Source organism: Paenibacillus aurantius (genome assembly GCF_032268605.1).
Classification (GTDB): domain Bacteria; phylum Bacillota; class Bacilli; order Paenibacillales; family NBRC-103111; genus Paenibacillus_AO; species Paenibacillus_AO aurantius.
Genome location: NZ_CP130318.1, coordinates 6,283,903 through 6,303,770, shown reverse-complemented (window position 1 = coordinate 6,303,770; position 19,868 = coordinate 6,283,903). Strand labels below are relative to the sequence as shown.

The window sequence follows — 19,868 nt, the reverse complement described above, 5'->3', positions numbered from 1 at the left end:
TATAGATTTTCACTCCTTCAACAAATAAACAACGATAGGGCGCCGAATAAACAGACACGTCGAATTATAAAGGTTTTTGCCGATAAGCCTTGTTATCCACAATAATAAAAGAATTAGTGCGGCGTTTTGCACACTAATTTGGATTTGTTAACAATGTTATCCACAGACTGTTAATAAGTTAGTGGGTATTTTCATCTATCCACAACCGAAAACAATATTAATATATCAAAACGAAGGTAGGTTTTCAACGAGTTTATCGGTTTTATCCACACATTTCATTAAGCTGTTGGCTATTTTTATTCACAGGGGTCAGTATTGTTTATAATTTGTTCATATTTCGACAGATTTTTCACAGCCTGTGGAAAGCTATGCACAGGGCTTCGCGGGACCGGATCGGCGGTTGACTTTTGCCTGGGAAAATGATTTAATGGATGGAGGTATTTTTAGGTGGAATTCCTCGGGAGGTGCAAATAGATGAGACCAACATTTAAACCGAATGTTAGGAAGCGCAAGAAGGTTCACGGCTTCCGCAAGCGGATGAGCACGAAGAACGGACGCAAAGTCCTCCAAGCCCGCCGTTTGAAAGGCAGAAAAGTTCTATCCGCATAAAAAGAGACCACTGCAAAGTGGTCTTTTTTAACGTATGGACCCGGTTATTTTCTATTAGAAATGTCAACGCTGGTGATAGCCCTATTTAGGTTCATCTCGTTGAACGGAGAGGTACCGTGCATAAAGAAAATCGATTGGCCAAAAAAGAAGACTTCCAAAAAGTATACCGGTACGGCAAATCGATGGCCAACCGGCAGTTTGTACTTTATTATATGGCGCGTCCTCAGATCGAGGCCTTCCGGCTCGGCGTGTCGGTCAGCAAGAAGCTCGGCAACGCCGTCGTCCGCAACCGGCTTCGCCGGATGATGAAGGAAATCATCCGCTTGAACAAGGACCGGATCCCCTCCGGGTTCGATTTTATCCTCATTGCCCGGAAGCCCGCAGCGGATATCGATTACAGCGAAATGGAGAAGAACGTGCTCCACGTGCTCAAAAAAGCGACGATGCTGACGGCCAAAAGCTCCTCCCCAAAAGGGTGACCGACTTTCGGTTTCTTTGTGGGGGCGATTATGGTATATTTGGACATGTATACGATTTCCTAAATTTGTTTAGAACACGGGAGGAAACTGATTTTGATTCGGCGCTTACATAAATTGTGGCCTTTGGCCGTTCTCATGCTTGTGCTCGCAGGCTGCAGCAGCAATCCGGCATCTCATCCCATTAACCGGGAAAGCGGAATTTGGGACCGGTATTTTGTAGGACCTCTTTCGGATGTGTTGGACTGGTTCGCTAAAGTGTTCTGGGGGCAGTACGGCTTGTCGATTCTTGCCGTTACCCTGATTGTCCGCTTCCTCATTCTTCCGCTCACCTTGAAGCAGTACAAGAGCTCGAAGGCGATGCAGGCCCTGCAGCCGGAAATGAAGAAGCTTAAGGAGAAGTACAAGGACGACCCGAAGAAGCAGCAGGAAGAAACCATGAAGCTGTTCCAAACTCATGGGGTGAACCCGCTTGCCGGCTGTTTCCCGCTTATCGTCCAGATGCCCGTACTGATTGCTCTCTATAACTCCATTATGCGGAACCCGAACATTTCGGGTCACGATTTTCTGTGGCTGAAGCTTGGGGAGCCGGATCATTTCTATATCCTGCCGGCGCTGGCCGCCTTCACGACGTTCCTTCAGCAGAAGGTAATGATGGCGACGAATACCAACAATCAGATGCCGCAGATGAATTTCCTTCTGTTCGTGCTGCCTGTTCTGATTTTCGTCATGTCGATGAACTTTGCTTCCGCCCTTCCGCTCTACTGGGTATACACCAACTTGTTTACGGTCGTTCAAACCTACTTGATTTATCGTCCATCTAAAAAATAGGGGTGGTCAACGGGGTATGAAGAAGATTGTAGTCACGGCGAAGACGATTGAAGAAGCGGTCAAGAAGGGCTTGGCCCAGTGGAACACCACGGAGGACCGGGTGAAGGTTGAGGTGCTCGAGCAGCCGTCCAAAGGCTTGTTCGGTCTCATCGGAACCCGGGAAGCGAAGGTCGAGCTGGAGAAAATCCCGGATGCCGAAGAGACAGCGCTCGAGTTTCTGCAGGAGGTCATCGGAGCCATTCCGCTTGACGTCCAGGTGGACAAGCAGGTGACGAAGGATGAAATCCTGTATAACCTGACGGGTCCCGAGCTCGGCATTCTGATCGGACGCCGCGGGCAGACGCTCGACTCTTTGCAGTATCTCGTCAATATCGTGGCGAACCGTTACTCTTCCCGACCTGTCAAAATCGTGCTGGACGCGGAAAATTTCCGTGACCGCCGCCGTAAGACGTTAGAGGACCTGTCGTTGAGGCTTGCCTCCCGGGTGATCAAAACCAAGAAGGAAGTCATTCTGGAACCGATGCCCCCGCAGGAACGTAAAATCATTCATGCCCAGCTGCAAAACCATTCGACGGTGAAGACTTACAGCAAAGGGGACGAACCGAATCGAAGGGTAGTAATTGCATTACGTTGATCATATCACGCGCAATGACTTTCGGGTCATTGCGTTTTTTGAATGTAGCGAAAGAGTATCCTTGGGGCGGTACGGGGATATCCCGAATCCGAAACAGCTATACTGACTATAAAGGAAGAGAGTGGAGGGACAACCATGATAACGGACACGATAGCGGCGATTTCCACTCCGATGGGGGAAGGAGGCATCTCGATCATCCGGGTGAGCGGACCCGACGCGATCGAGGGGACGGACCGCATTTTTTCACCGAAGGGAAAGCTGACCCAAGCGGCCAGCCATACGGTCACCTACGGCTACATCCGCGACCCCGAAAATGGGGAAAGGCTGGAGGAGGTTCTCGTCACCGTGATGCGGGCGCCGCGGTCTTTTACCATGGAGGATGTGGTGGAGATCGGCTGCCATGGCGGCCTCGTCTCGGTCAAAAAAGTGCTCGATCTGCTGCTCACCACCGGGATCCGCCTCGCCGAACCCGGGGAATTCACGAAGAGGGCGTTCCTGAACGGACGGATCGATTTGTCGCAGGCGGAAGCGGTCATCGATTTGATTCGGGCGAAGTCGGACCGGGCCTTCAAGATTGCGTTGAAGCAGGTGGAAGGAGTTCTCTCGAAGCGGATCCAAGCCCTCCGGCATAAGCTTGTTGAGCTGATGGCCCATATTGAAGTGAACATTGATTACCCGGAGCATGACGTGGAGGAAATGACGAATTCCTTCATTAAAGAGAAATGCGACCTCGCGATCCGGGAGGTACAGGATTTGCTGAAATCGGCTAACCAGGGGAAGATAATCCGCGAAGGCATCGTGACGGCGATCGTCGGACGGCCGAACGTGGGGAAATCCTCTCTCCTTAATGCGCTGGCTCAGGACAACCGGGCGATCGTGACCGATATTCCGGGAACCACTAGAGATGTGATAGAGGAGTATGTTACGATTAACGGGATCCCCCTGAAACTGCTGGATACGGCAGGAATTAGGGAAACTGCCGATTTGGTGGAGCGGATAGGGGTCGAACGCTCCCGAAGCGCCGTAGGAGAGGCGGATTTGATTCTTCTCGTTCTCAACTATAACGAAGAGCTGCATCAAGATGAGTCCGAGCTTCTTGAGCAAATCAAAGACCGCCAGGTCATCGTCATTCTGAACAAAACAGATCTGCCGCAAAAGCTGGATCTGCAGCCAATATATGATGCCATGCCGATGGAACGGGTCGTGCCGATGTCGGTGCTGGAGAACGAAGGAATGGAATCCCTGGAAAAGGCCATTTCCCATATTTTCTTCAGCGGGAATTTGGAAACGAACGATTTTACTTATGTGAGCAACGCCCGGCATATTCACCTGCTGAAACGATCGCTGGCCTCGCTGGAAGAGGCGAGACAGGCTACGGAAGCCTATGTTCCGATCGACATGATTCAGATCGATATCCGCAACGCATGGGAAGACCTGGGCGAGATTATCGGGGATTCCGTGGGCGACTCGTTGATCGATCAAATTTTCAGCCAGTTCTGCTTGGGCAAGTAAGGCTTAATGGAGGGATTAATAATGGGATATGCTGCCGGTGACTACGACGTTATCGTCATTGGAGCGGGACATGCCGGATGCGAGTCGGCTCTGGCTTCGGCCCGGATGGGCTGCTCGACGCTGCTGCTTACGATTAACTTGGATATGGTGGCGTTTATGCCGTGCAACCCGTCGGTAGGGGGCCCGGCCAAAGGGCATGTCGTGAGGGAAATCGACGCGCTCGGCGGTGAAATGGGACGCAACATCGACAAAACCTATATCCAGATGCGCATGCTGAATACAGGAAAAGGGCCGGCGGTTCACGCGCTGCGAGCCCAAGCCGACAAGTTTCTGTACCAGCATACGATGAAGGAAACGATTGAGAGGACCGAGAACTTGACCCTTCGTCAAGGGATGGTCGAGGAGCTTATTGTCGAGGACGGCGTCTGCAAAGGAGTCGTCACGAAGACCGGCGCGCGCTATATGGCGAAAGCCGTCGTCCTGACAACGGGAACGTATTTGCGCGGGAAGGTCATCATGGGCGAGCTCATGTATGAGAGCGGCCCGAACAACCAGCAGCCTTCCGTCAAGCTGTCCGAGAACCTGCGCAGCTTGGGGCTTGAGCTCGTCCGTTTCAAAACGGGAACACCTCCCCGGGTGCATGGCGACACGATCGATTTCAGCAAAACGGAGATCCAGCCGGGCGACGAGGAGCCAAAGTTCTTCTCCTATGAAACCACCGAAGAAGTGCCGAACCAAATTCCTTGCTGGCTGACTTATACGTCCGAGAAGACGCATGAGATCATCAACAGCAATCTTCACCGGGCGCCCATGTTCTCAGGAGTGATTGAAGGAACGGGACCGCGCTATTGTCCGTCCATTGAGGACAAAATCGTGCGCTTCGCGGACAAGCCGAAGCATCAAATCTTTCTTGAGCCGGAAGGGCGCCACACGTCCGAGTACTACGTGCAGGGCCTTTCGACAAGCATGCCGGAGGACGTGCAGCTGAACATTCTCCGTTCCATTCCCGGCTTGGAGAAGGTGGAGATGATGCGGACGGGCTATGCCATTGAATACGACGCCGTCATTCCGACGCAGCTCAAGCCAACGCTAGAAACGAAGCTCATCGATTCCCTCTTCACGGCGGGCCAGATCAACGGAACATCCGGCTACGAGGAAGCCGCCGGTCAAGGCATCATGGCTGGAATCAATGCGGCCCGCAAGGTTCAGGAGAAGGAACCGGTCATTCTGGACCGGTCGGAGGGCTACATCGGCGTGCTGATCGACGACCTCGTGACCAAAGGAACGAATGAGCCTTACCGGCTTCTCACCTCCCGTGCGGAATACCGTCTGCTGCTCCGCCATGACAATGCCGACCTGAGGTTGACCCCAACGGGATATGAAATTGGCTTGATCAGCGAGGAGCGCTACCAGAAATTCCTCCACAAGAAAGCCATGGTCGAGCAGGAAATCGAACGGATGAAGACGACCAAGGTCCGTCCGGAGGCTAACGTCCAGCAAATGCTGACCGATGCGGGCAGTGTCGTGCTGAACAATGCCGTCGATCTGCTTTCTCTTCTTAGGAGACCGGAAATCACGTACGCTCATCTGGAATCCATCTTACCGTCCCCTAACGAGCTGTCGCCCGAGATGAAGGAGCAGGTTGAAATCCAGGTGAAGTATGCCGGTTATATCGAGAAGCAGCTTGCCCAAGTGGAGCGGCTGAAGAAGATGGAGCAGAAAAAAATTCCGGACGATATCGTCTACGAAGAGATTCATGGCATCGCCACCGAGGCCAAGCAGAAGCTCGCGAAGATTCGTCCGATCTCGATCGGGCAGGCTTCCCGGATTTCGGGGGTTTCCCCCGCGGATATTTCCATTCTCCTCGTGTACCTGGAGCATTATAACAAAGTAACGGCGTCGAGGGCATAAGCGATGAACAGCGCGGAACAATTGCTCGTTTCCCTGCTCGCCGATCATCAGATAACGGTTAACGACCGTCAATTGGAGCAGTTCGCGATCTATTATCGCGAGCTGGTCTCCTGGAATGAAAAAATGAATTTAACCGGGATAACGGAGCTCGAGCAGGTGTACCTCAAGCACTTCTTCGACTCGTTATCTCTATCTTTTTATGTGCCTCTTGGTGAGGTTTCACGTCTCGCGGATATCGGATCGGGGGCAGGATTTCCGAGCATCCCGCTCAAAATCATGTTCCCGCATCTGCAGGTGACCATCGTCGATTCCCTCAACAAGCGGATCGGATTCCTTACGCATCTGGTCAAGGAATTGGGACTGGAGAACGTCCAGTGCATTCACGGGAGAGCGGAGGAGGTAGCCCGCCAGCCCGAGCACCGGGACCGCTACGACCTGGTCACGGCAAGGGCGGTGGCCCGGCTGAATGTCCTCAATGAATTTTGCCTTCCTTTTGTCCGAAAAGGCGGCTTGTTTGCAGCCATGAAAGGATCGGATCCTACCGATGAAATTCAAGAAGCCCGGTTCAGTATGAAGGAGCTCAAGGGAGAATGGATGGGGGACCACCGGCTGACCCTTCCGGTAGAGCAAGCCGAACGGCATATTCTCTTAATCCGCAAAATAGCGGACACCCCCCGGAAATATCCAAGAAAACCGGGTACTCCATTGAAAACACCGCTCCTCTAGTCCCTTAACCGTGAATGTTGTTATGCTTTCCTATTAAGTCTCGTGTGCATATAGAGATTTTCTCGCCAAAAAAGTTACCGGATAAGCACTAGATGCCTAGTGGTCTGTTTCACGTGGAACAACTGTCACATTTTTCTTGAAATTTTGGGAGGGAAACGCGGAAGCGTTGTCGAAATTTAAAGAAGAGCGAATGGGGCTAGGTTGTGTTAAACTGATAGTACAGGCTAGCAGTGAGGACTTTGTCCGCAGCCTAGGTTCGCTGGATTTTATCTGCGTCAAAGGTGCGGCTGTATGTTGGGGGACCAACAGAATTCCGTGCATGCTGGGAACAGCGCGCCGTGCGAAATGGCTGTTGCTGCTTTGCCTATGCGAGAAGAGATCAACTAGCAAGCAGGGAATGGCCCGCTGCTTATCCAATGGTTCGCTGTTGGATTAGCGGCCGGGCGGAATTCCATCTGCTTCGGTTGAGTTTTCGCGTTTCTTGAGTATGGGGTCAACAAACCTATCGGGCAAACGCTAGATTAGTAGATGGTGTGAGGCAAAGTCTGTTCTATGCCATTCCTATGTAAACAGGTTAGGTGGTTATAGCTCATATGAAAGAACAATTTTCAAAACTGTTTGGGTTGTCGGAAAAGCCGGCGGCGGATGAGGTTAGAAATTTGCCAGTCCAGGAGATCACCCCTAGTCCTTACCAGCCCCGGACCATTTTCGATGAAGAGCGGATCGATGAGCTTCTGCAAACGATTAAAACCCATGGCGTGATCCAGCCGATTGTGGTTCGTATGCGCAACGGCCGTTATGAAATCATTGCAGGAGAACGGCGTTTTCGCGCTGTTAAAAAATTGGGAAATGAAACCATTCCCGCCATTATCCGCGACTTCAATGACGCCCAAGCGGCATCCATAGCCCTCATTGAAAATTTGCAGAGGGAGGGTCTTACCGCCGTCGAAGAAGCCATCGCTTACCAGAAGCTGATGGAACTTCATCAACTGACCCAGGAAAGCCTGGCCCAGAGGCTCGGCAAAAGCCAGTCGACAATCGCTAACAAAATCAGGCTGCTTCAGCTGAGCGAGCCCGTCAAAAACGCCTTGATGGAACGGCAGATCACGGAGCGTCATGCCCGCGCCTTACTTTCCCTGGATAATGAGGAGCTTCAAGTAAAGGTCTTGAACGATATCCTCACCAAAGAACTGAACGTGAAACAGACCGAAGCACGGGTGCAGTTCTACAAGGAGTCGGACAAGCTCAAGAAGCAGAAGAGGGTTTCCTTCTCCAAGGATGTGCGCCTTGCCTTGAATACCATACGTCAATCGGTTGATATGATCTCGAATTCCGGCATGTCCATTAAGACGAAGGAACAGGATTACGAGGATCATTACGAGATTGTCATTTCGATACCCAAAAGAAAATAACCATTGTGCCTTATCCGTAAGTGTTGTTCTGCTTTCCTTTTGTTTCCCGTGCGCAGAGGGAGGTTATCCCGCCAAGAAGGTTACCGGATAAGGCAATAGACGGTTGCGGCGACAGCCGCTTTTTTTGAAAACGTCATTCCGGTTTCGGATGAGGGCTTGACCTTCGGCTTGCCGTGGGGTAGAACCGAAAAAGCATTCCACCAGGATAGGTCGGTGGGGTAGTAGGGATTTTATTGCCTTTTCTGCAAATAAAGTTCTGCTTCCGTATGATTTTCGTGCCCATACAGCGGTTATCCCGCAGACAAAGTTACCGGATAAGGCATTATGTATATCCTTGGGCCGCTTACGAACCAGCGGAAGCTAAGGTGATTGAGGTGATTAGGCTTGGCTAAAACGATCGCGGTTACCAATCAGAAGGGTGGAGTAGGCAAAACCACCACCTCCGTAAACCTCGGGGCCTCTCTGAGCGCACTAGGCAAGAAGGTTCTTCTGGTGGATATTGATCCGCAGGGGAATACAACGAGCGGTGTCGGCATTAACAAAGCCGATGTGGCTTACTGCATTTATGATATTATCATCAATGATGTTCATCCCAAAGATGCCATTATGGACACGAACTTGCCCAACTTGAAAATCATCCCGGCTACCATCCAGCTGGCGGGGGCCGAAATCGAGCTGGTGCCGACCATTTCCCGGGAGGTACGACTCAAAAAGTCGCTTCAGCTGGTCAAAGACCGGTTCGACTACATACTGATTGATTGTCCGCCTTCTCTCGGGATGCTGACCGTCAATTCTTTGACAGCCGCCGATTCGGTGATCATTCCGATTCAATGCGAATATTACGCTTTGGAAGGGCTGAGCCAGCTGTTGAATACGGTTCGTCTCGTCCAGAAGCATTTAAACACCGGCCTTCAAATTGAAGGGGTTCTGCTGACGATGTTCGATGCGAGAACGAACCTGGGCATCCAGGTCATCGAGGAAGTCAAAAAGTATTTTCAGCAGAAGGTATACCAGACCATCATTCCCCGGAATGTACGGTTAAGCGAAGCACCGAGCCATGGTCAATCCATCATCACTTACGATCCCCGTTCCAAAGGGGCGGAAGTCTATATGGAGTTAGCTAAGGAAGTGGTGAGCTATGAATAAACGATTAGGCAGAGGATTGGATGCCTTAATTCCATCCTTAAGCATTAGCGAGGACGACAAAGTGATCGACATACCTTTAACTCAGCTGCGTCCTAACCCTTACCAGCCGAGAAAAACCTTCCATGAAGAAAGCATTCAGGAACTGGCTGCTTCCATTAAAGAACACGGGGTCATCCAGCCCATTATTGTCCGAAGCGTTCTAAAAGGCTACGAGATCATCGCCGGCGAGAGACGGTTTCGGGCATCCCAGCTGAGCGGTCTTGCTTCCATCCCGGCCGTGGTGAAGAAGTTCTCCGACCAGCAGGTGATGGAAATCGCCCTGATCGAGAATATTCAACGGGAAGACCTCAATGCCATTGAGCTGGCGATTGCCTACCAGTCCCTTGCGGATGAGCTTAAGCTGACCCAGGAGGAATTGTCTGTAAAAGTTGGAAAAAGCCGGTCCCATGTGGCTAACTTCCTTCGGCTGCTTCAGCTGCCGGAAGAAATCAAACAGCATGTTTCACGTGGAACATTATCGATGGGGCATGCGAGAGCCATTGTGGGCGTCAAGAACGATAAAGTCAAAAAGCAGCTGGCTGAAGCGGTGATCAGCGAGCAGTGGAGCGTTAGAGAACTCGAAGAGGCCATCAAGAAGCAGGACGGCCGGGAACTGAAAGCTCAGGACAAGAAGAAGGTCGACAAGAAGAAAAATCCGTTCATCAATCAGGCGGAGGAGAATCTGCGCGATCACTTCCAGACAACCGTGAAAATCAAGCACGGAAATAACAAAGGCAAAATCGAGCTGATGTATTTCTCCGAGGATGACCTGCAAAGGCTTCTGGAAATGCTGCAGGGCCGGATCTCATAAAACAGGATAGCGGGTAACTCAAGCATACGTCCGGTTCATGAAAGCGAGCCGGAAGTATGCTTTATTACATGATGGGTGCAAGAGCTGGATAGGAGAGATGAAGATGAAAACCTACTATTTGGATCATGCGGCCACTTCTTGGCCCAAGCCTCCGGAAGTGATGAAGGCCATGAACGAATGCATGGAGCTCTATGCCGCCAACCCGGGGAGAGGGGCCCATGGCATGGGCGTGAAGGCGAGCCGGGTGCTGTTCGAAACCCGCAAGGTGCTCGCCAAGCTGTTCCATGTCCGCAACCCGAATGATATATGCTTCGCGCTCAACACCACGATGGCCTTGAACCTGGCCATTAAGGGGTTTGTGAAAGAAGGCGACCATGTTATCGCGACCGGGGTGGAGCACAATTCCGTGCGCCGTCCGTTGGAGTTTCTGAAGAAGACCAAGGGCATAGCGGTGACCTACCTGGAGACCGACGAGGAGGGGCATCTGGATCTGCGGCAGGTGGAGAAGGCGTTTACTTCCAAAACGAGGTTGTTCGTCTGCAGCCACAGCTCCAATCTGCTCGGCTCCATTTTGCCGGTCGGAGAAATCGGTGCCCTGTGCCGGGCCAGAGGGGTTAAATTTCTGGTCGACGCCGCTCAATCGGCCGGTATTCTTCCCGTTGACGTGGAGGCCATGGGAATCGACATGCTGGCCTTTCCGGGCCATAAAGGTCTGTTGGGGCCGCTCGGTACCGGTGGCTTATACATCCATCCGGAGCTTGAGCTCGTTCCGCTGCTGCACGGAGGGACCGGAAGCCAGTCCGAGGCCGTGGACCAGCCGGATGTCCGTCCGGACCGGTACGAATCGGGAACCCAGAATGCGGTTGGGCTCGCCGGGTTGAAGGAAGGGGTAAGCCTTATTCTGAAGGAAGGCGTGGAATCCATTCACCGCCGGGAATGGGAACTGACCCAGGAAATGATGGAGGGACTGGCCGGCGTTCCGGGCGTGAGATGCCTGGGGCCGGCCAAGGGAGCCGATAAGACGGGAATCGTTTCGTTCGTCATGGAAGGGGCGGACCCGTCGGAGGTGGCCTTCATCCTGGACCAGTCGTTTCAAATTGCGGTCCGTGCCGGCTTTCATTGCACGCCGCTTGCCCATCAAAGCGCCGGAACGGCAGAGACGGGGGCGGTAAGAGCAAGCGTTGGCTATTACACGACACGCGAGGAAGTGCAGCATCTAATCGAAGCGGTTAAACAAATTGGCGGCCATTATGCCAAATAACCCCTATCCTTCATACCGGTAGGGGAAGCTCATAAGGATAGATAGAAGAACAGAAGACGGAAAGGATGACCACCTTGGGGAACGGAACGATACTGGACCCGGAAGTGTATTTCGCGGCCTCGCTGCTGCTGTTTGCGCTGACCCTCCTGCTGATCCTGATCGTATGGATCAAGCTGAGGAGAATGAAGAAGAGGTATAAGCAGCTTCTGAACGGAACGAGCTCGACGAACGTGGAGGAGCTGCTGATCGGAATGCAAGCGAGGCTGGACGGGTTTCAAGAGGGTGTATCGCATTACAGCAAGGCGATCGACGAGCTGCAGGAGCAGATGAAGACAAGCAAAACGAAGGTGGAGGTGCATCGGTACAATGCCTTTCACCATACGGGAAGCGACCTCAGCTTCTCCATTGCTATCGTCAATGAATACCAGGACGGTCTGGTGCTGACGGGGATCCACAGCCGGGAAGAGACCTATCTGTATGTTAAGCCGCTCGAAAAAGGACAGTCGAAATATGCCCTGTCCCCGGAGGAGAAACATGTTATTGGTTTAACCGCCTCAAAGAAGGAGTAGCGAAAACCGCCAGCCGGTTGGCATTAAGAAGGGAAATATAGATGGATTTGGAAATCTCTTCCGCCATGTTCATCACGAGGCTTAAACGGGTGTTCTGCAGGACAAAATACTCCATAAAGCCGCCGACATTCACGATTCCGGTAATGTGGATATCCCCGACCGGCGGGAGTTCCTTGTTAACCCCGGCGCCGGGCTTAAGCGGGCCGTCATGCACCTTGATGCTTCCCACACTCGACAGCTGCCCCAGGCAGGCATCGATCGCTACCACATAAGCATCGGCATAATCGCGGGAGACCGTATCCAGCGTTTCCCCGAGATTCATGGCGTGAACCGGATGATCGAGGGTGCCGTATAGATGAATGTCCGTAAAATTGTAGCGCTTGAGGCGGGTGCCGACCAAGGGCCCCAGGGCATCGCCTGTCGAGCGGTCTGTCCCCACACAGACGAACACGATCGGCTGCTCGGGAGGAATCCGGTTGAAACGCTCGGTCAGCTGGTCCGTAATGCGGGAAGAGGATGGAAAAGGGGTCGGGAAGGAAGGGACGGCTTGACTCTCGGTAGAAGATGATGGTTTCATAGATTCCTCCGGAGATCGTATTTTTACTAGTATACGAACGCCAAGCTAGTTTTATACGTAACCGGAGGAGGCCGACGAAAAAAAGAGGGAGACAGTCATGAACGAGCCGATGCTCATCGCTTTTGATTCGACCCAGCAGGCCCTGCGGGCCGAGATGCTGCTTGAATACGCGGATATCGAAATCGATCTTTTTCCTACTCCGAAGGAGATTACGGCAGGCTGTGCCATCTCGATCGAATTCGACGGAAGCCGTCTTCCGGAGGTGCAGGAGATTCTGCGGTCCGAGAAGGTGGAGATAAGGGGAATCTATTTCAAATCCGAAGGGGAATATGTTACGATCGATAGATCATAGAGACCAGGGAGCGGGGCTATTAATCCCGCATAAGCCGATAACATCACAGGAGGGAACAGCTTTGCTGCCTATTCTATCCGCCGCCGGATTGGCTTCCATGAACCAGCTGACAAATGCCAAGAACCAATTGAACTCCATATCCGACTATTTCACCGATCCGGTAAATTGGACGAATTGGGCGGGCGGGATCATCAAAGTGCTGGTCATCTGGATTGTCGGCCGGATTATTATCAAGATCGCCCAAAAAGCCATCACGCATATGATGGTGGAAAGGGAACGCAGCCCGCTGCGGTTTGACCCCCGCAGGACCCGGACAATCGGACGGCTCATAGAGAATACCGTCTCGTATGTGGTGAATTTTATTACCATTCTGCTCGTCGTCAGCCAGCTGGGCTTCAACCTCGGTCCGCTTCTGGCGGGGGCCGGGGTGCTGGGACTGGCAATCGGCTTCGGGGCCCAAAGCATGGTGAAGGACGTCATTACCGGCTTCTTCATTATCTTTGAAGACCAATTTGCGGTAGGGGATACGATTCAGACAGGGGCTTTCAAAGGAACAGTGGAAGCGATCGGCCTACGGGTTACCACGCTGAGAACGTGGACAGGAGAGGTTCATATCATCCCGAACGGAACGATTGCGGCGGTTACGAACTTTTCTGTCCATAACTCGCTTGCCGTGATCGACATTTCGTTCTCCTACGAAGATGATATGGAGAAGACGCAGCAGGTGCTGAAGGGAATTCTGCATAACCTTCACGAAGCTCATGAGAACATCGTAAAAGAGCCCGAGATACTTGGCATCCAAACGCTTGGGGACAGCAACTTTACGCTGCGGATTGCCGCGGAGTGTAAACCGAACACTCAAGGCACGGTTACGCGTGTTCTTAATGAAGGAATCAAGAAAGCCCTGCTTGAGAAGCAAATGGAAGTACCGAAGATCAACTATTCGCCAACGGAAAAAGGGGGATAATGCCATGGAGCGCAAAGCCTTCCAGCTGGGAGACATCGTCCAAATGAAAAAGCCGCACCCGTGCGGCACCAATGAAATGGAAGTGATCCGGATGGGGATGGATATCCGCATCCGCTGTGTAGGCTGCAAGCACAGTGTGCTCGTTCCGCGGGCCAAGTTCGAAAGCAAGCTCAAAAAAGTGCTGCGCTCCAATCCGTCCTTCCCAAAAGAGGGCCAGGAATAGGGCGGCGCAGCTTCTATTTTTTGGCGTTGCATAGATGCCTTGGGTTGTGGTACAATACATTTTGTTCGTGTTTCTCATACGGAGAGGTACCCAAGAGGCCCAAGGGGGCTGACTCGAAATCAGCTAGGCGTGTCAAAGCGTGCGTGGGTTCGAATCCCACTCTCTCCGCCATTCGATATTTTTGCATACATACGTTTACCCAATACCTTCTGCGTTAGCCGTCTCTAACGTGGGGGGTATTATTTATTTTGCCGGCTTAACGAGTCAAGTAGTAGCAGAGAAAGACCATGACGAGGAAAAGAAGCCATATGAATAGGCTGAGATAGAGAAAATGGTTCGTTCCTTCGTCGTATTTCGATTTGTTGAACATGTCCCTCACCTCAATACGTAGAGCTTCCGCGCCGGTAAACGAAGCGGTCGACGATATAGCCTATCACGGCCCAGGAAGCGACGGTAAGAAGATAGGCCGCTGCCGGGTTGATGTTACGGGAGCTGGTAAATAAGGGAATAAACCACAAGGGCACGCTGAAGGAGAACAGGATGATATTTTTAGGATCCCAGCCCTGGTAGTGAACGAAACACAGGAGCAGGCCGATCACGGCGAAGATAACGGTGAATGTAAAAGGTTTAAGCATGACGGTTCATCCTTCTTTCTTCAGGTTAACGGTGCTTGCGGATCCATTTGCGGTTGTGGTTGGTCGTTTCCGGAAAACGCTCGCCTGCCTCGAGGGTAATCACTTGAGGATCGTTAATGCCGGTATGAAAATCGTTCTCCCCGGTTTCGATATAATGCCCGCTGTTCGGGGCTTTGTCGCCCGGGTTAAATTGTGTTCTTTCTCCCATGGTTCCACCTCCCCGCCTGGGATGAATTCCCGAAATTCTGTCTGCCTTCCGCCGACAATATGACCGGATAAGGCACTAGGGGTAGTATCCGCCGCGTTCCCTCGGGCCATCCAGCCAATTTAAGGGTAAGCGAAGACGGTGAGAGGTGAGAGGGGAGACCAGCCGCTTAGGTCGCTTTCTGAAGACGGAAGCTCTGTGAAACTACATACGCTGGCTATATCTGTAAGCTTGTAATCCGTACCGCAATTTGTTATATTGATATGGTGCGAGTTTTGAGATACAGCTAATCCTCGCTCCTTGCTCCCCTTTGGAGGGAGCCGTACAGTCCATAAGGAGGTGAATAAATCCATGCGCAACTATGAAGTAATGTACATCATTCGTACGGACATTGAAGAAGAGAATGTTCAGTCCGCTATCGAGAAATTTCAGAACGTCATTACCAACGGCGGCGGCGAAATTACGAAGAGCAATGTAATGGGTAAGCGTCGCTTGGCGTATGAGATCGAGAAATTCCGTGACGGCCACTATGTGCTCGTCAACTTCCAGGCCGAACCGGCCGTAGTAGCGGAACTCGAGCGCGTAATGAAGATTTCCGATGAAGTCATTCGTTACCTGATCACTAACGACGTAGTCGCTTAATAGCCCCATTAGTTGCCCATTCGTACGCGGGGGAGGGAACCTTAATGTTAAATCGTATCATTCTAATCGGAAGATTGACTCGTGATCCGGAACTCCGGTATACGCCGGCGGGAGTGGCGGTAACCCAGTTCACCCTGGCGGTGGACCGGCCGTTCTCCAACCAGCAGAATGAGCGGGAAGCGGATTTCATCAATATCGTCACCTGGCGTCAGCTGGCGGAAACCTGTGCAAACTACTTGCGCAAGGGCCGTCTGGCCGCAGTGGAAGGACGGCTTCAAATCCGCAGCTACGACAATAACGAAGGCCGCAAGGTCTATGTTACTGAAGTGGTTGCCGATAACGTCCGTTTCCTCGAATCGGCTAACAGCCGGGAAGGCGGCGGTGGTGGAAACCGGGAAGAATACTCGGGCGGGGGCAGCGGAAGCGGCAACCGGTACGAGAAACCGCGGGATAACGGCAATAAGGATCCTTTCAGCGACGATGGCAAGCCGATCGACATATCGGATGATGATTTGCCATTTTAAGAGAAAGGGATGAATTCGAATGGCCTTCAAGCAAAGAGACAATGGCGGGGAAGAGCGCAGCGAGCGTAAGTTCAGCCGTAAAGGCGGACGCAACAAGCGCCGTAAAGTGTGCTACTTCACGGTTAACAAAATCACTCACATTGACTATAAAGATATCGATACGCTTAAGAAGTTCATCAGCGAGCGCGGGAAGATCCTTCCTCGCCGTGTAACGGGAACTTCGGCTAAGTATCAGCGTGCTTTGACGATCGCGATCAAGCGTTCCCGTCAAATCGCCCTGCTGCCTTACACAACCGAGTAAGAAGCATCTAAAAACAGAATGGACCTTCCATTCTGTTTTTTTATTTAGGGGGGGACCAGGGCCGGGGCGGGGCTGCACTTTTTGAGGCGGTTATGTGCTATAATTAAGGGTAAAGTCTAAGTAGGAGAGTAGCGTGAATCCGGGTGAACCGAATCCTTCCAAGCCTTCGGCTGCCGCTGTTGTGGGTGGCCGGGTACCTGATAATGCTCGTGTTGTTCCTTGTACCGGTCCTTAACCTGGTGACGATCAACTTCATTATGGTACCGGTTTTCTTTCTTTATATGGCCGTCAGCCGGACCAAATTCGCCTTGACGGCCGCAGCGGCACTGTTAGCCGCCTACCTGCTCGGGGGAACCCTCGGGCTCGTCTTGGGCGCTCTTCCGCTGTTCTTCCTGCCTTCCGTCATCGCCATGCAACGGATGTACCGCAAAAGGAACCTCGCCCGGCTCGCGATTCTGTCCGGGACGCTGACGCTGCTCGCGGAGCTTCTGGTTCTGCTTGTGGTCTCCAAGCTGTTCGGCTACAACCTGGTCGAATCGCTGCGCACCATGCTGACCGACAGCCTGGTGTCGTTACCCGAAGCGTGGAAGAGCATGGTGACCCCTGAGACGATCGACAACAGCGTGTATTACGTCATCCAATCGCTTCCGGTATTTATGATTGCCTTCTGTGTGTGGTATGTTTTTGTCTGCCATGCCGCAGGACGCTGGCTGCTCCGGAAAACGGGAGTGACCGTACCCGCTTTGTCGCCCGTCCGCAAATGGAAGCTTCCGAAGTCGCTGGTGTGGTACTACCTCGCGGTTATGATTCTGGACTTCATGGTCAAGCCCGACTCGGATCCGTTTCTGTTTACGGTCGTGTGGAACCTGCTTCCCCTGCTGACCTTTGCTTTTGCGGTGCAGGCCTTATCCTTTCTCAGCTATGTCACCTATCACAAACGCAAAGGAAGGTTCCTGCCGGCAGCCGCCGTATGCCTCACGATTCTCTTTCCCCCCTTTATCTATTTGTTCAGCATGGTGGGATTGTTCGATACGATGTTTGCCATTCGGGAGCGGTTTGCCGACAAATCCTAAGTACCGGAGGAGCGAATAGAGAAAATGCCCAAGTTTCTGCTAAAGCGGTGGCACGGCCTGCACATAGTCTGGACCTTCGTCCTCATCATCGGATTGATTGCCGCGCTCGCCGCTTATCACTGGGTACCGGCTTTCGTGGGGCTGGTTCTGACCGGAGCGCTCGCCTACTACATGCTGCAGGCCGAGAAGGCCTTCCGCAAGGATCTTAACGAATACATCGGCACGCTCTCCCACCGGGTCAAGAAGGCCGGAAGCAAAGTGATGCAGGAGATGCCCATCGGCATTCTCGTCTACAGCGAAAACAAGGTTATCGAGTGGCACAATCCCTACCTGGCCGACATTCTCGGCCGGGAATCGGCGATCGGGGAGCCCCTGCAGGACGTCCTGCCGGAGCTGAAACGTCGTAAGGACAAAGAGCCGACCGTGGATATTCCGCTCGGCGACAAGATGTTCCGGGTGCAGGTTAACGAGGAGGAGCGGCTGCTCTTCTTCCATGACATCACCTGGCCGGCTGACCTCGAGAAAAGATACCAGGAAGAGAAGCTCTCCCTGGGGGTGCTGATGATGGATAACCTCGAGGAAGCGACCCAGGGGATGGACGACCAGACGAGAAGCATCGTGATGGCCAAGATTACCGGAGAGATCAGCGAATGGGCGCAGAAGTACAATCTCTATCTGCGCCGGACGAATTCCGACCGGTATTTCATCGTCATGAACCAGAAGGCACTGCAGCGGCTGGAGCAGGACCGTTTCGAGATTCTCGACGAAGTGCGCGACCTGACGGGCGAGAACAAGGTTCCGTTCACGCTCAGCATCGGGATAGCCGCCGGCCCGGGAACCATTCCCGAGCTCGGCCAGGTGGCCCAATCCAGCCTCGATATGGCGCTCGGCCGCGGGGGAGACCAGGTCGCCGTCAAGGTCGGCTCCAAGACGACCTTCTACGGAGGCAAGACCAATGCCGTTGAGAAGCGGACCCGGGTGCGCGCAAGGGTCATCTCCCATGCACTTAGGGAACTGATCAAGGACAGCGACAAGGTCGTGATCATGGGACACCGTCTGCCCGACCTGGACTCCGTGGGGGCGGCCATCGGCGTCCTGAAGGCCGTTCAGGTGAGCGGCAAGGACGGGTATATCGTCTTGGAGGGGCCGAATCCGTCGATCCAGAAGCTGATGCTCGAGGTTGAGGATCACGAGAGGCTGGGCCGGTGGTTCATTACGCCGGACCAGGCGATGCAGATGATGACGCCGCGGACGCTGGCGGTGGTCGTGGACACCCACAAAGCATCCATGGTGGCGGAGCCGCGGCTCCTGCAGCAGACGGGCCGGATCGTCGTAATCGACCATCACCGGCGCGGCGAGGAGTTCATCCAGGAGGCGGTGCTCGTCTATCTCGAGCCCTATGCCTCGTCCACCTGCGAGCTCGTGACCGAGCTGCTGCAATATTTTCACGACAAGCTCAAGATGGATATGCTTGAGGCTACCTCGCTGCTTGCGGGGATTGCGATGGACACGAAGAACTTCAGCCTCCGCACCGGGGCTCGAACGTTCGATGCCGCATCCTTCCTTAGGCGTCACGGGGCCGACATGGCCCTGATCCAACGCATTCAGAAGGAAGATCTGCAGACGTATGTCGACAAGGCGGAAGTGATCAAGCACGCCGAAATCGTGTACGATCATATTGCCATAGCCGTTACGGAGCCGGGTCAGAAGTATTCCCAGCTGCTTATCGCGCAGGTGGCGGATACGCTGCTGAACATGACGGATGTGTACGCATCCTTCGTCGTCAGCGAACGGCCGGACGGCCTGATCGGGATCAGCGCCCGATCGCTCGGGGATATCAACGTACAGCTCATTATGGAGCGTCTCGGCGGAGGCGGCCATCTGACCAATGCGGCCACCCAGCTCGAAACCACGCTGGAGCAGGCCGAAAGCCTGCTGAAGCAGACGCTCGAAGAAATTGAAGCGGAAGAGGGGTTATTCGAATGAAGGTTATTTTGCTGAAGGATGTTAAAGGGCAAGGGAAAAAAGGCGAAATCAAAGAGGTATCCGAAGGCTACGCTCAGAACTTCCTGTTCAAGCAGGCGCTGGCCAAGCCGGCTACCGATTCCAATATCAAGGTCGTCGACAACCAGAAGGCGGCCGAGCTGAAGAAGAAGGAGCAGGAGAAGGCCAATGCCCAGAAGCTGGCGGAAACGCTGGGCGAGCTGACCCTGCAAATCAAGGGCAAGTCCGGGGAAGGCGGCCGCTTGTTCGGTTCCATCACGACGAAGCAAATCGCCGAGGAGCTGGAGAAAAAGCACAAAATCTCCCTCGACAAGCGCAAAATGGTGCTCGACGAGCCCATCCGCGTCCTGGGCGTAACGAACGTGCCGGTCAAGCTGTATCCGGAAGTAACGGCAGTCTTGAAGGTGCAAGTAACGGAGGAGTAAGCA

24 protein-coding genes and 1 tRNA gene are annotated in these 19,868 nt (G+C 53.1%); 22 read left to right on the top strand and 3 right to left on the bottom strand.

Annotated features, from left to right (window positions below):
- The first annotated feature begins 474 nt into the window (after window positions 1–474).
- The 12 genes from rpmH (at window position 475) to MJA45_RS28535 (ending at window position 11,937) form a co-directional block, all read left to right on the top strand.
- Window positions 475–609, top strand: a complete 135-nt coding sequence (rpmH, locus tag MJA45_RS28590) for a 50S ribosomal protein L34 (RefSeq protein WP_315605281.1) — start codon at window positions 475–477, stop codon at window positions 607–609.
- Between the two features lie 116 nt (window positions 610–725).
- The gene (rnpA, locus tag MJA45_RS28585; protein ID WP_315605280.1) at window positions 726–1,088 is read left to right on the top strand and encodes a ribonuclease P protein component; all 363 of its coding nucleotides are present in this window, start codon (window positions 726–728) and stop codon (window positions 1,086–1,088) included.
- Window positions 1,089–1,181: 93 nt separating this feature from the next.
- Window positions 1,182–1,916: a membrane protein insertase YidC gene (gene yidC, locus MJA45_RS28580; RefSeq protein ID WP_315605279.1), complete on the top strand. Its 735-nt coding sequence runs from the start codon at window positions 1,182–1,184 to the stop codon at window positions 1,914–1,916.
- A gap of 16 nt (window positions 1,917–1,932) precedes the next feature.
- Entirely contained in the window at window positions 1,933–2,550 is a 618-nt protein-coding gene (gene jag / locus MJA45_RS28575) for an RNA-binding cell elongation regulator Jag/EloR (RefSeq protein ID WP_315605278.1), read from the top strand.
- 135 nt (window positions 2,551–2,685) lie between these two features.
- A complete protein-coding gene (gene mnmE, locus MJA45_RS28570) occupies window positions 2,686–4,062 on the top strand; it encodes a tRNA uridine-5-carboxymethylaminomethyl(34) synthesis GTPase MnmE (RefSeq protein ID WP_315605277.1) in 1,377 nt (458 codons plus the stop codon).
- A gap of 21 nt (window positions 4,063–4,083) precedes the next feature.
- Window positions 4,084–5,973: a tRNA uridine-5-carboxymethylaminomethyl(34) synthesis enzyme MnmG gene (gene mnmG / locus MJA45_RS28565; RefSeq protein ID WP_315605276.1), complete on the top strand. Its 1,890-nt coding sequence runs from the start codon at window positions 4,084–4,086 to the stop codon at window positions 5,971–5,973.
- A gap of 3 nt (window positions 5,974–5,976) precedes the next feature.
- The gene (gene rsmG / locus MJA45_RS28560) at window positions 5,977–6,699 is read left to right on the top strand and encodes a 16S rRNA (guanine(527)-N(7))-methyltransferase RsmG (protein ID WP_315605275.1); all 723 of its coding nucleotides are present in this window, start codon (window positions 5,977–5,979) and stop codon (window positions 6,697–6,699) included.
- Between the two features lie 593 nt (window positions 6,700–7,292).
- Window positions 7,293–8,111 (top strand): nucleoid occlusion protein, encoded by an 819-nt coding sequence (gene noc, locus MJA45_RS28555; protein WP_315605274.1) that lies wholly within the window; start codon window positions 7,293–7,295, stop codon window positions 8,109–8,111.
- Window positions 8,112–8,495: 384 nt separating this feature from the next.
- Complete coding sequence (locus MJA45_RS28550) at window positions 8,496–9,257, top strand: ParA family protein (RefSeq protein ID WP_315605273.1); 762 nt, start codon at window positions 8,496–8,498, stop codon at window positions 9,255–9,257.
- Window positions 9,250–10,107 (top strand): ParB/RepB/Spo0J family partition protein, encoded by an 858-nt coding sequence (locus tag MJA45_RS28545; protein WP_315605272.1) that lies wholly within the window; start codon window positions 9,250–9,252, stop codon window positions 10,105–10,107. Before MJA45_RS28550 ends, MJA45_RS28545 begins: the two co-directional genes overlap by 8 nt.
- Window positions 10,108–10,210: 103 nt before the next feature.
- Window positions 10,211–11,368, top strand: coding sequence for an aminotransferase class V-fold PLP-dependent enzyme (locus MJA45_RS28540; protein WP_315605271.1), 1,158 nt, complete (start codon window positions 10,211–10,213; stop codon window positions 11,366–11,368).
- A gap of 65 nt (window positions 11,369–11,433) precedes the next feature.
- Window positions 11,434–11,937, top strand: coding sequence for a DUF4446 family protein (locus MJA45_RS28535; protein WP_315605270.1), 504 nt, complete (start codon window positions 11,434–11,436; stop codon window positions 11,935–11,937).
- Here the strand turns inward: MJA45_RS28535 and yyaC are convergent.
- Window positions 11,906–12,514 carry a spore protease YyaC gene (yyaC, locus tag MJA45_RS28530; RefSeq protein ID WP_315605269.1) on the bottom strand — a complete coding sequence of 203 codons (609 nt, stop codon included), beginning with the start codon at window positions 12,512–12,514 and terminating at the stop codon, window positions 11,906–11,908. The genes MJA45_RS28535 and yyaC overlap by 32 nt on opposite strands.
- A gap of 97 nt (window positions 12,515–12,611) precedes the next feature.
- On the opposite strand from yyaC, the gene MJA45_RS28525 reads away from it, so the two are divergent.
- From MJA45_RS28525 to MJA45_RS28510, 4 genes are all read left to right on the top strand, one after another.
- On the top strand, window positions 12,612–12,866 hold the full coding sequence (locus MJA45_RS28525) for a putative Se/S carrier protein (RefSeq protein WP_315605268.1): 255 nt from the start codon (window positions 12,612–12,614) through the stop codon (window positions 12,864–12,866).
- A gap of 61 nt (window positions 12,867–12,927) precedes the next feature.
- Window positions 12,928–13,833, top strand: coding sequence for a mechanosensitive ion channel family protein (locus MJA45_RS28520; RefSeq protein WP_315605267.1), 906 nt, complete (start codon window positions 12,928–12,930; stop codon window positions 13,831–13,833).
- 4 nt (window positions 13,834–13,837) lie between these two features.
- Complete coding sequence (locus MJA45_RS28515; protein ID WP_315605266.1) at window positions 13,838–14,056, top strand: DUF951 domain-containing protein; 219 nt, start codon at window positions 13,838–13,840, stop codon at window positions 14,054–14,056.
- Between the two features lie 80 nt (window positions 14,057–14,136).
- Window positions 14,137–14,227 (top strand) — tRNA-Ser (locus MJA45_RS28510).
- 209 nt (window positions 14,228–14,436) lie between these two features.
- Here MJA45_RS28510 and MJA45_RS28505 read toward each other — a convergent pair.
- A complete protein-coding gene (locus MJA45_RS28505) occupies window positions 14,437–14,691 on the bottom strand; it encodes a hypothetical protein (protein WP_315605265.1) in 255 nt (84 codons plus the stop codon).
- Between the two features lie 25 nt (window positions 14,692–14,716).
- A complete protein-coding gene (locus MJA45_RS28500) occupies window positions 14,717–14,899 on the bottom strand; it encodes a YjzC family protein (RefSeq protein ID WP_315605264.1) in 183 nt (60 codons plus the stop codon).
- Between the two features lie 348 nt (window positions 14,900–15,247).
- Between MJA45_RS28500 and rpsF the strand changes: the two genes are divergently transcribed.
- From rpsF to rplI, 6 genes are all read left to right on the top strand, one after another.
- A complete protein-coding gene (gene rpsF / locus MJA45_RS28495; RefSeq protein ID WP_315608128.1) occupies window positions 15,248–15,538 on the top strand; it encodes a 30S ribosomal protein S6 in 291 nt (96 codons plus the stop codon).
- Between the two features lie 44 nt (window positions 15,539–15,582).
- On the top strand, window positions 15,583–16,062 hold the full coding sequence (gene ssb, locus MJA45_RS28490; protein ID WP_315605263.1) for a single-stranded DNA-binding protein: 480 nt from the start codon (window positions 15,583–15,585) through the stop codon (window positions 16,060–16,062).
- Window positions 16,063–16,081: 19 nt separating this feature from the next.
- Entirely contained in the window at window positions 16,082–16,363 is a 282-nt protein-coding gene (gene rpsR / locus MJA45_RS28485) for a 30S ribosomal protein S18 (RefSeq protein ID WP_315605262.1), read from the top strand.
- 143 nt (window positions 16,364–16,506) lie between these two features.
- The gene (locus tag MJA45_RS28480; RefSeq protein ID WP_315605261.1) at window positions 16,507–17,436 is read left to right on the top strand and encodes a DUF2232 domain-containing protein; all 930 of its coding nucleotides are present in this window, start codon (window positions 16,507–16,509) and stop codon (window positions 17,434–17,436) included.
- 24 nt (window positions 17,437–17,460) lie between these two features.
- Window positions 17,461–19,422: a DHH family phosphoesterase gene (locus MJA45_RS28475; protein ID WP_315605260.1), complete on the top strand. Its 1,962-nt coding sequence runs from the start codon at window positions 17,461–17,463 to the stop codon at window positions 19,420–19,422.
- A complete protein-coding gene (gene rplI / locus MJA45_RS28470) occupies window positions 19,419–19,865 on the top strand; it encodes a 50S ribosomal protein L9 (protein WP_315605259.1) in 447 nt (148 codons plus the stop codon). Before MJA45_RS28475 ends, rplI begins: the two co-directional genes overlap by 4 nt.
- The last annotated feature ends 3 nt before the right edge of the window (window positions 19,866–19,868 follow it).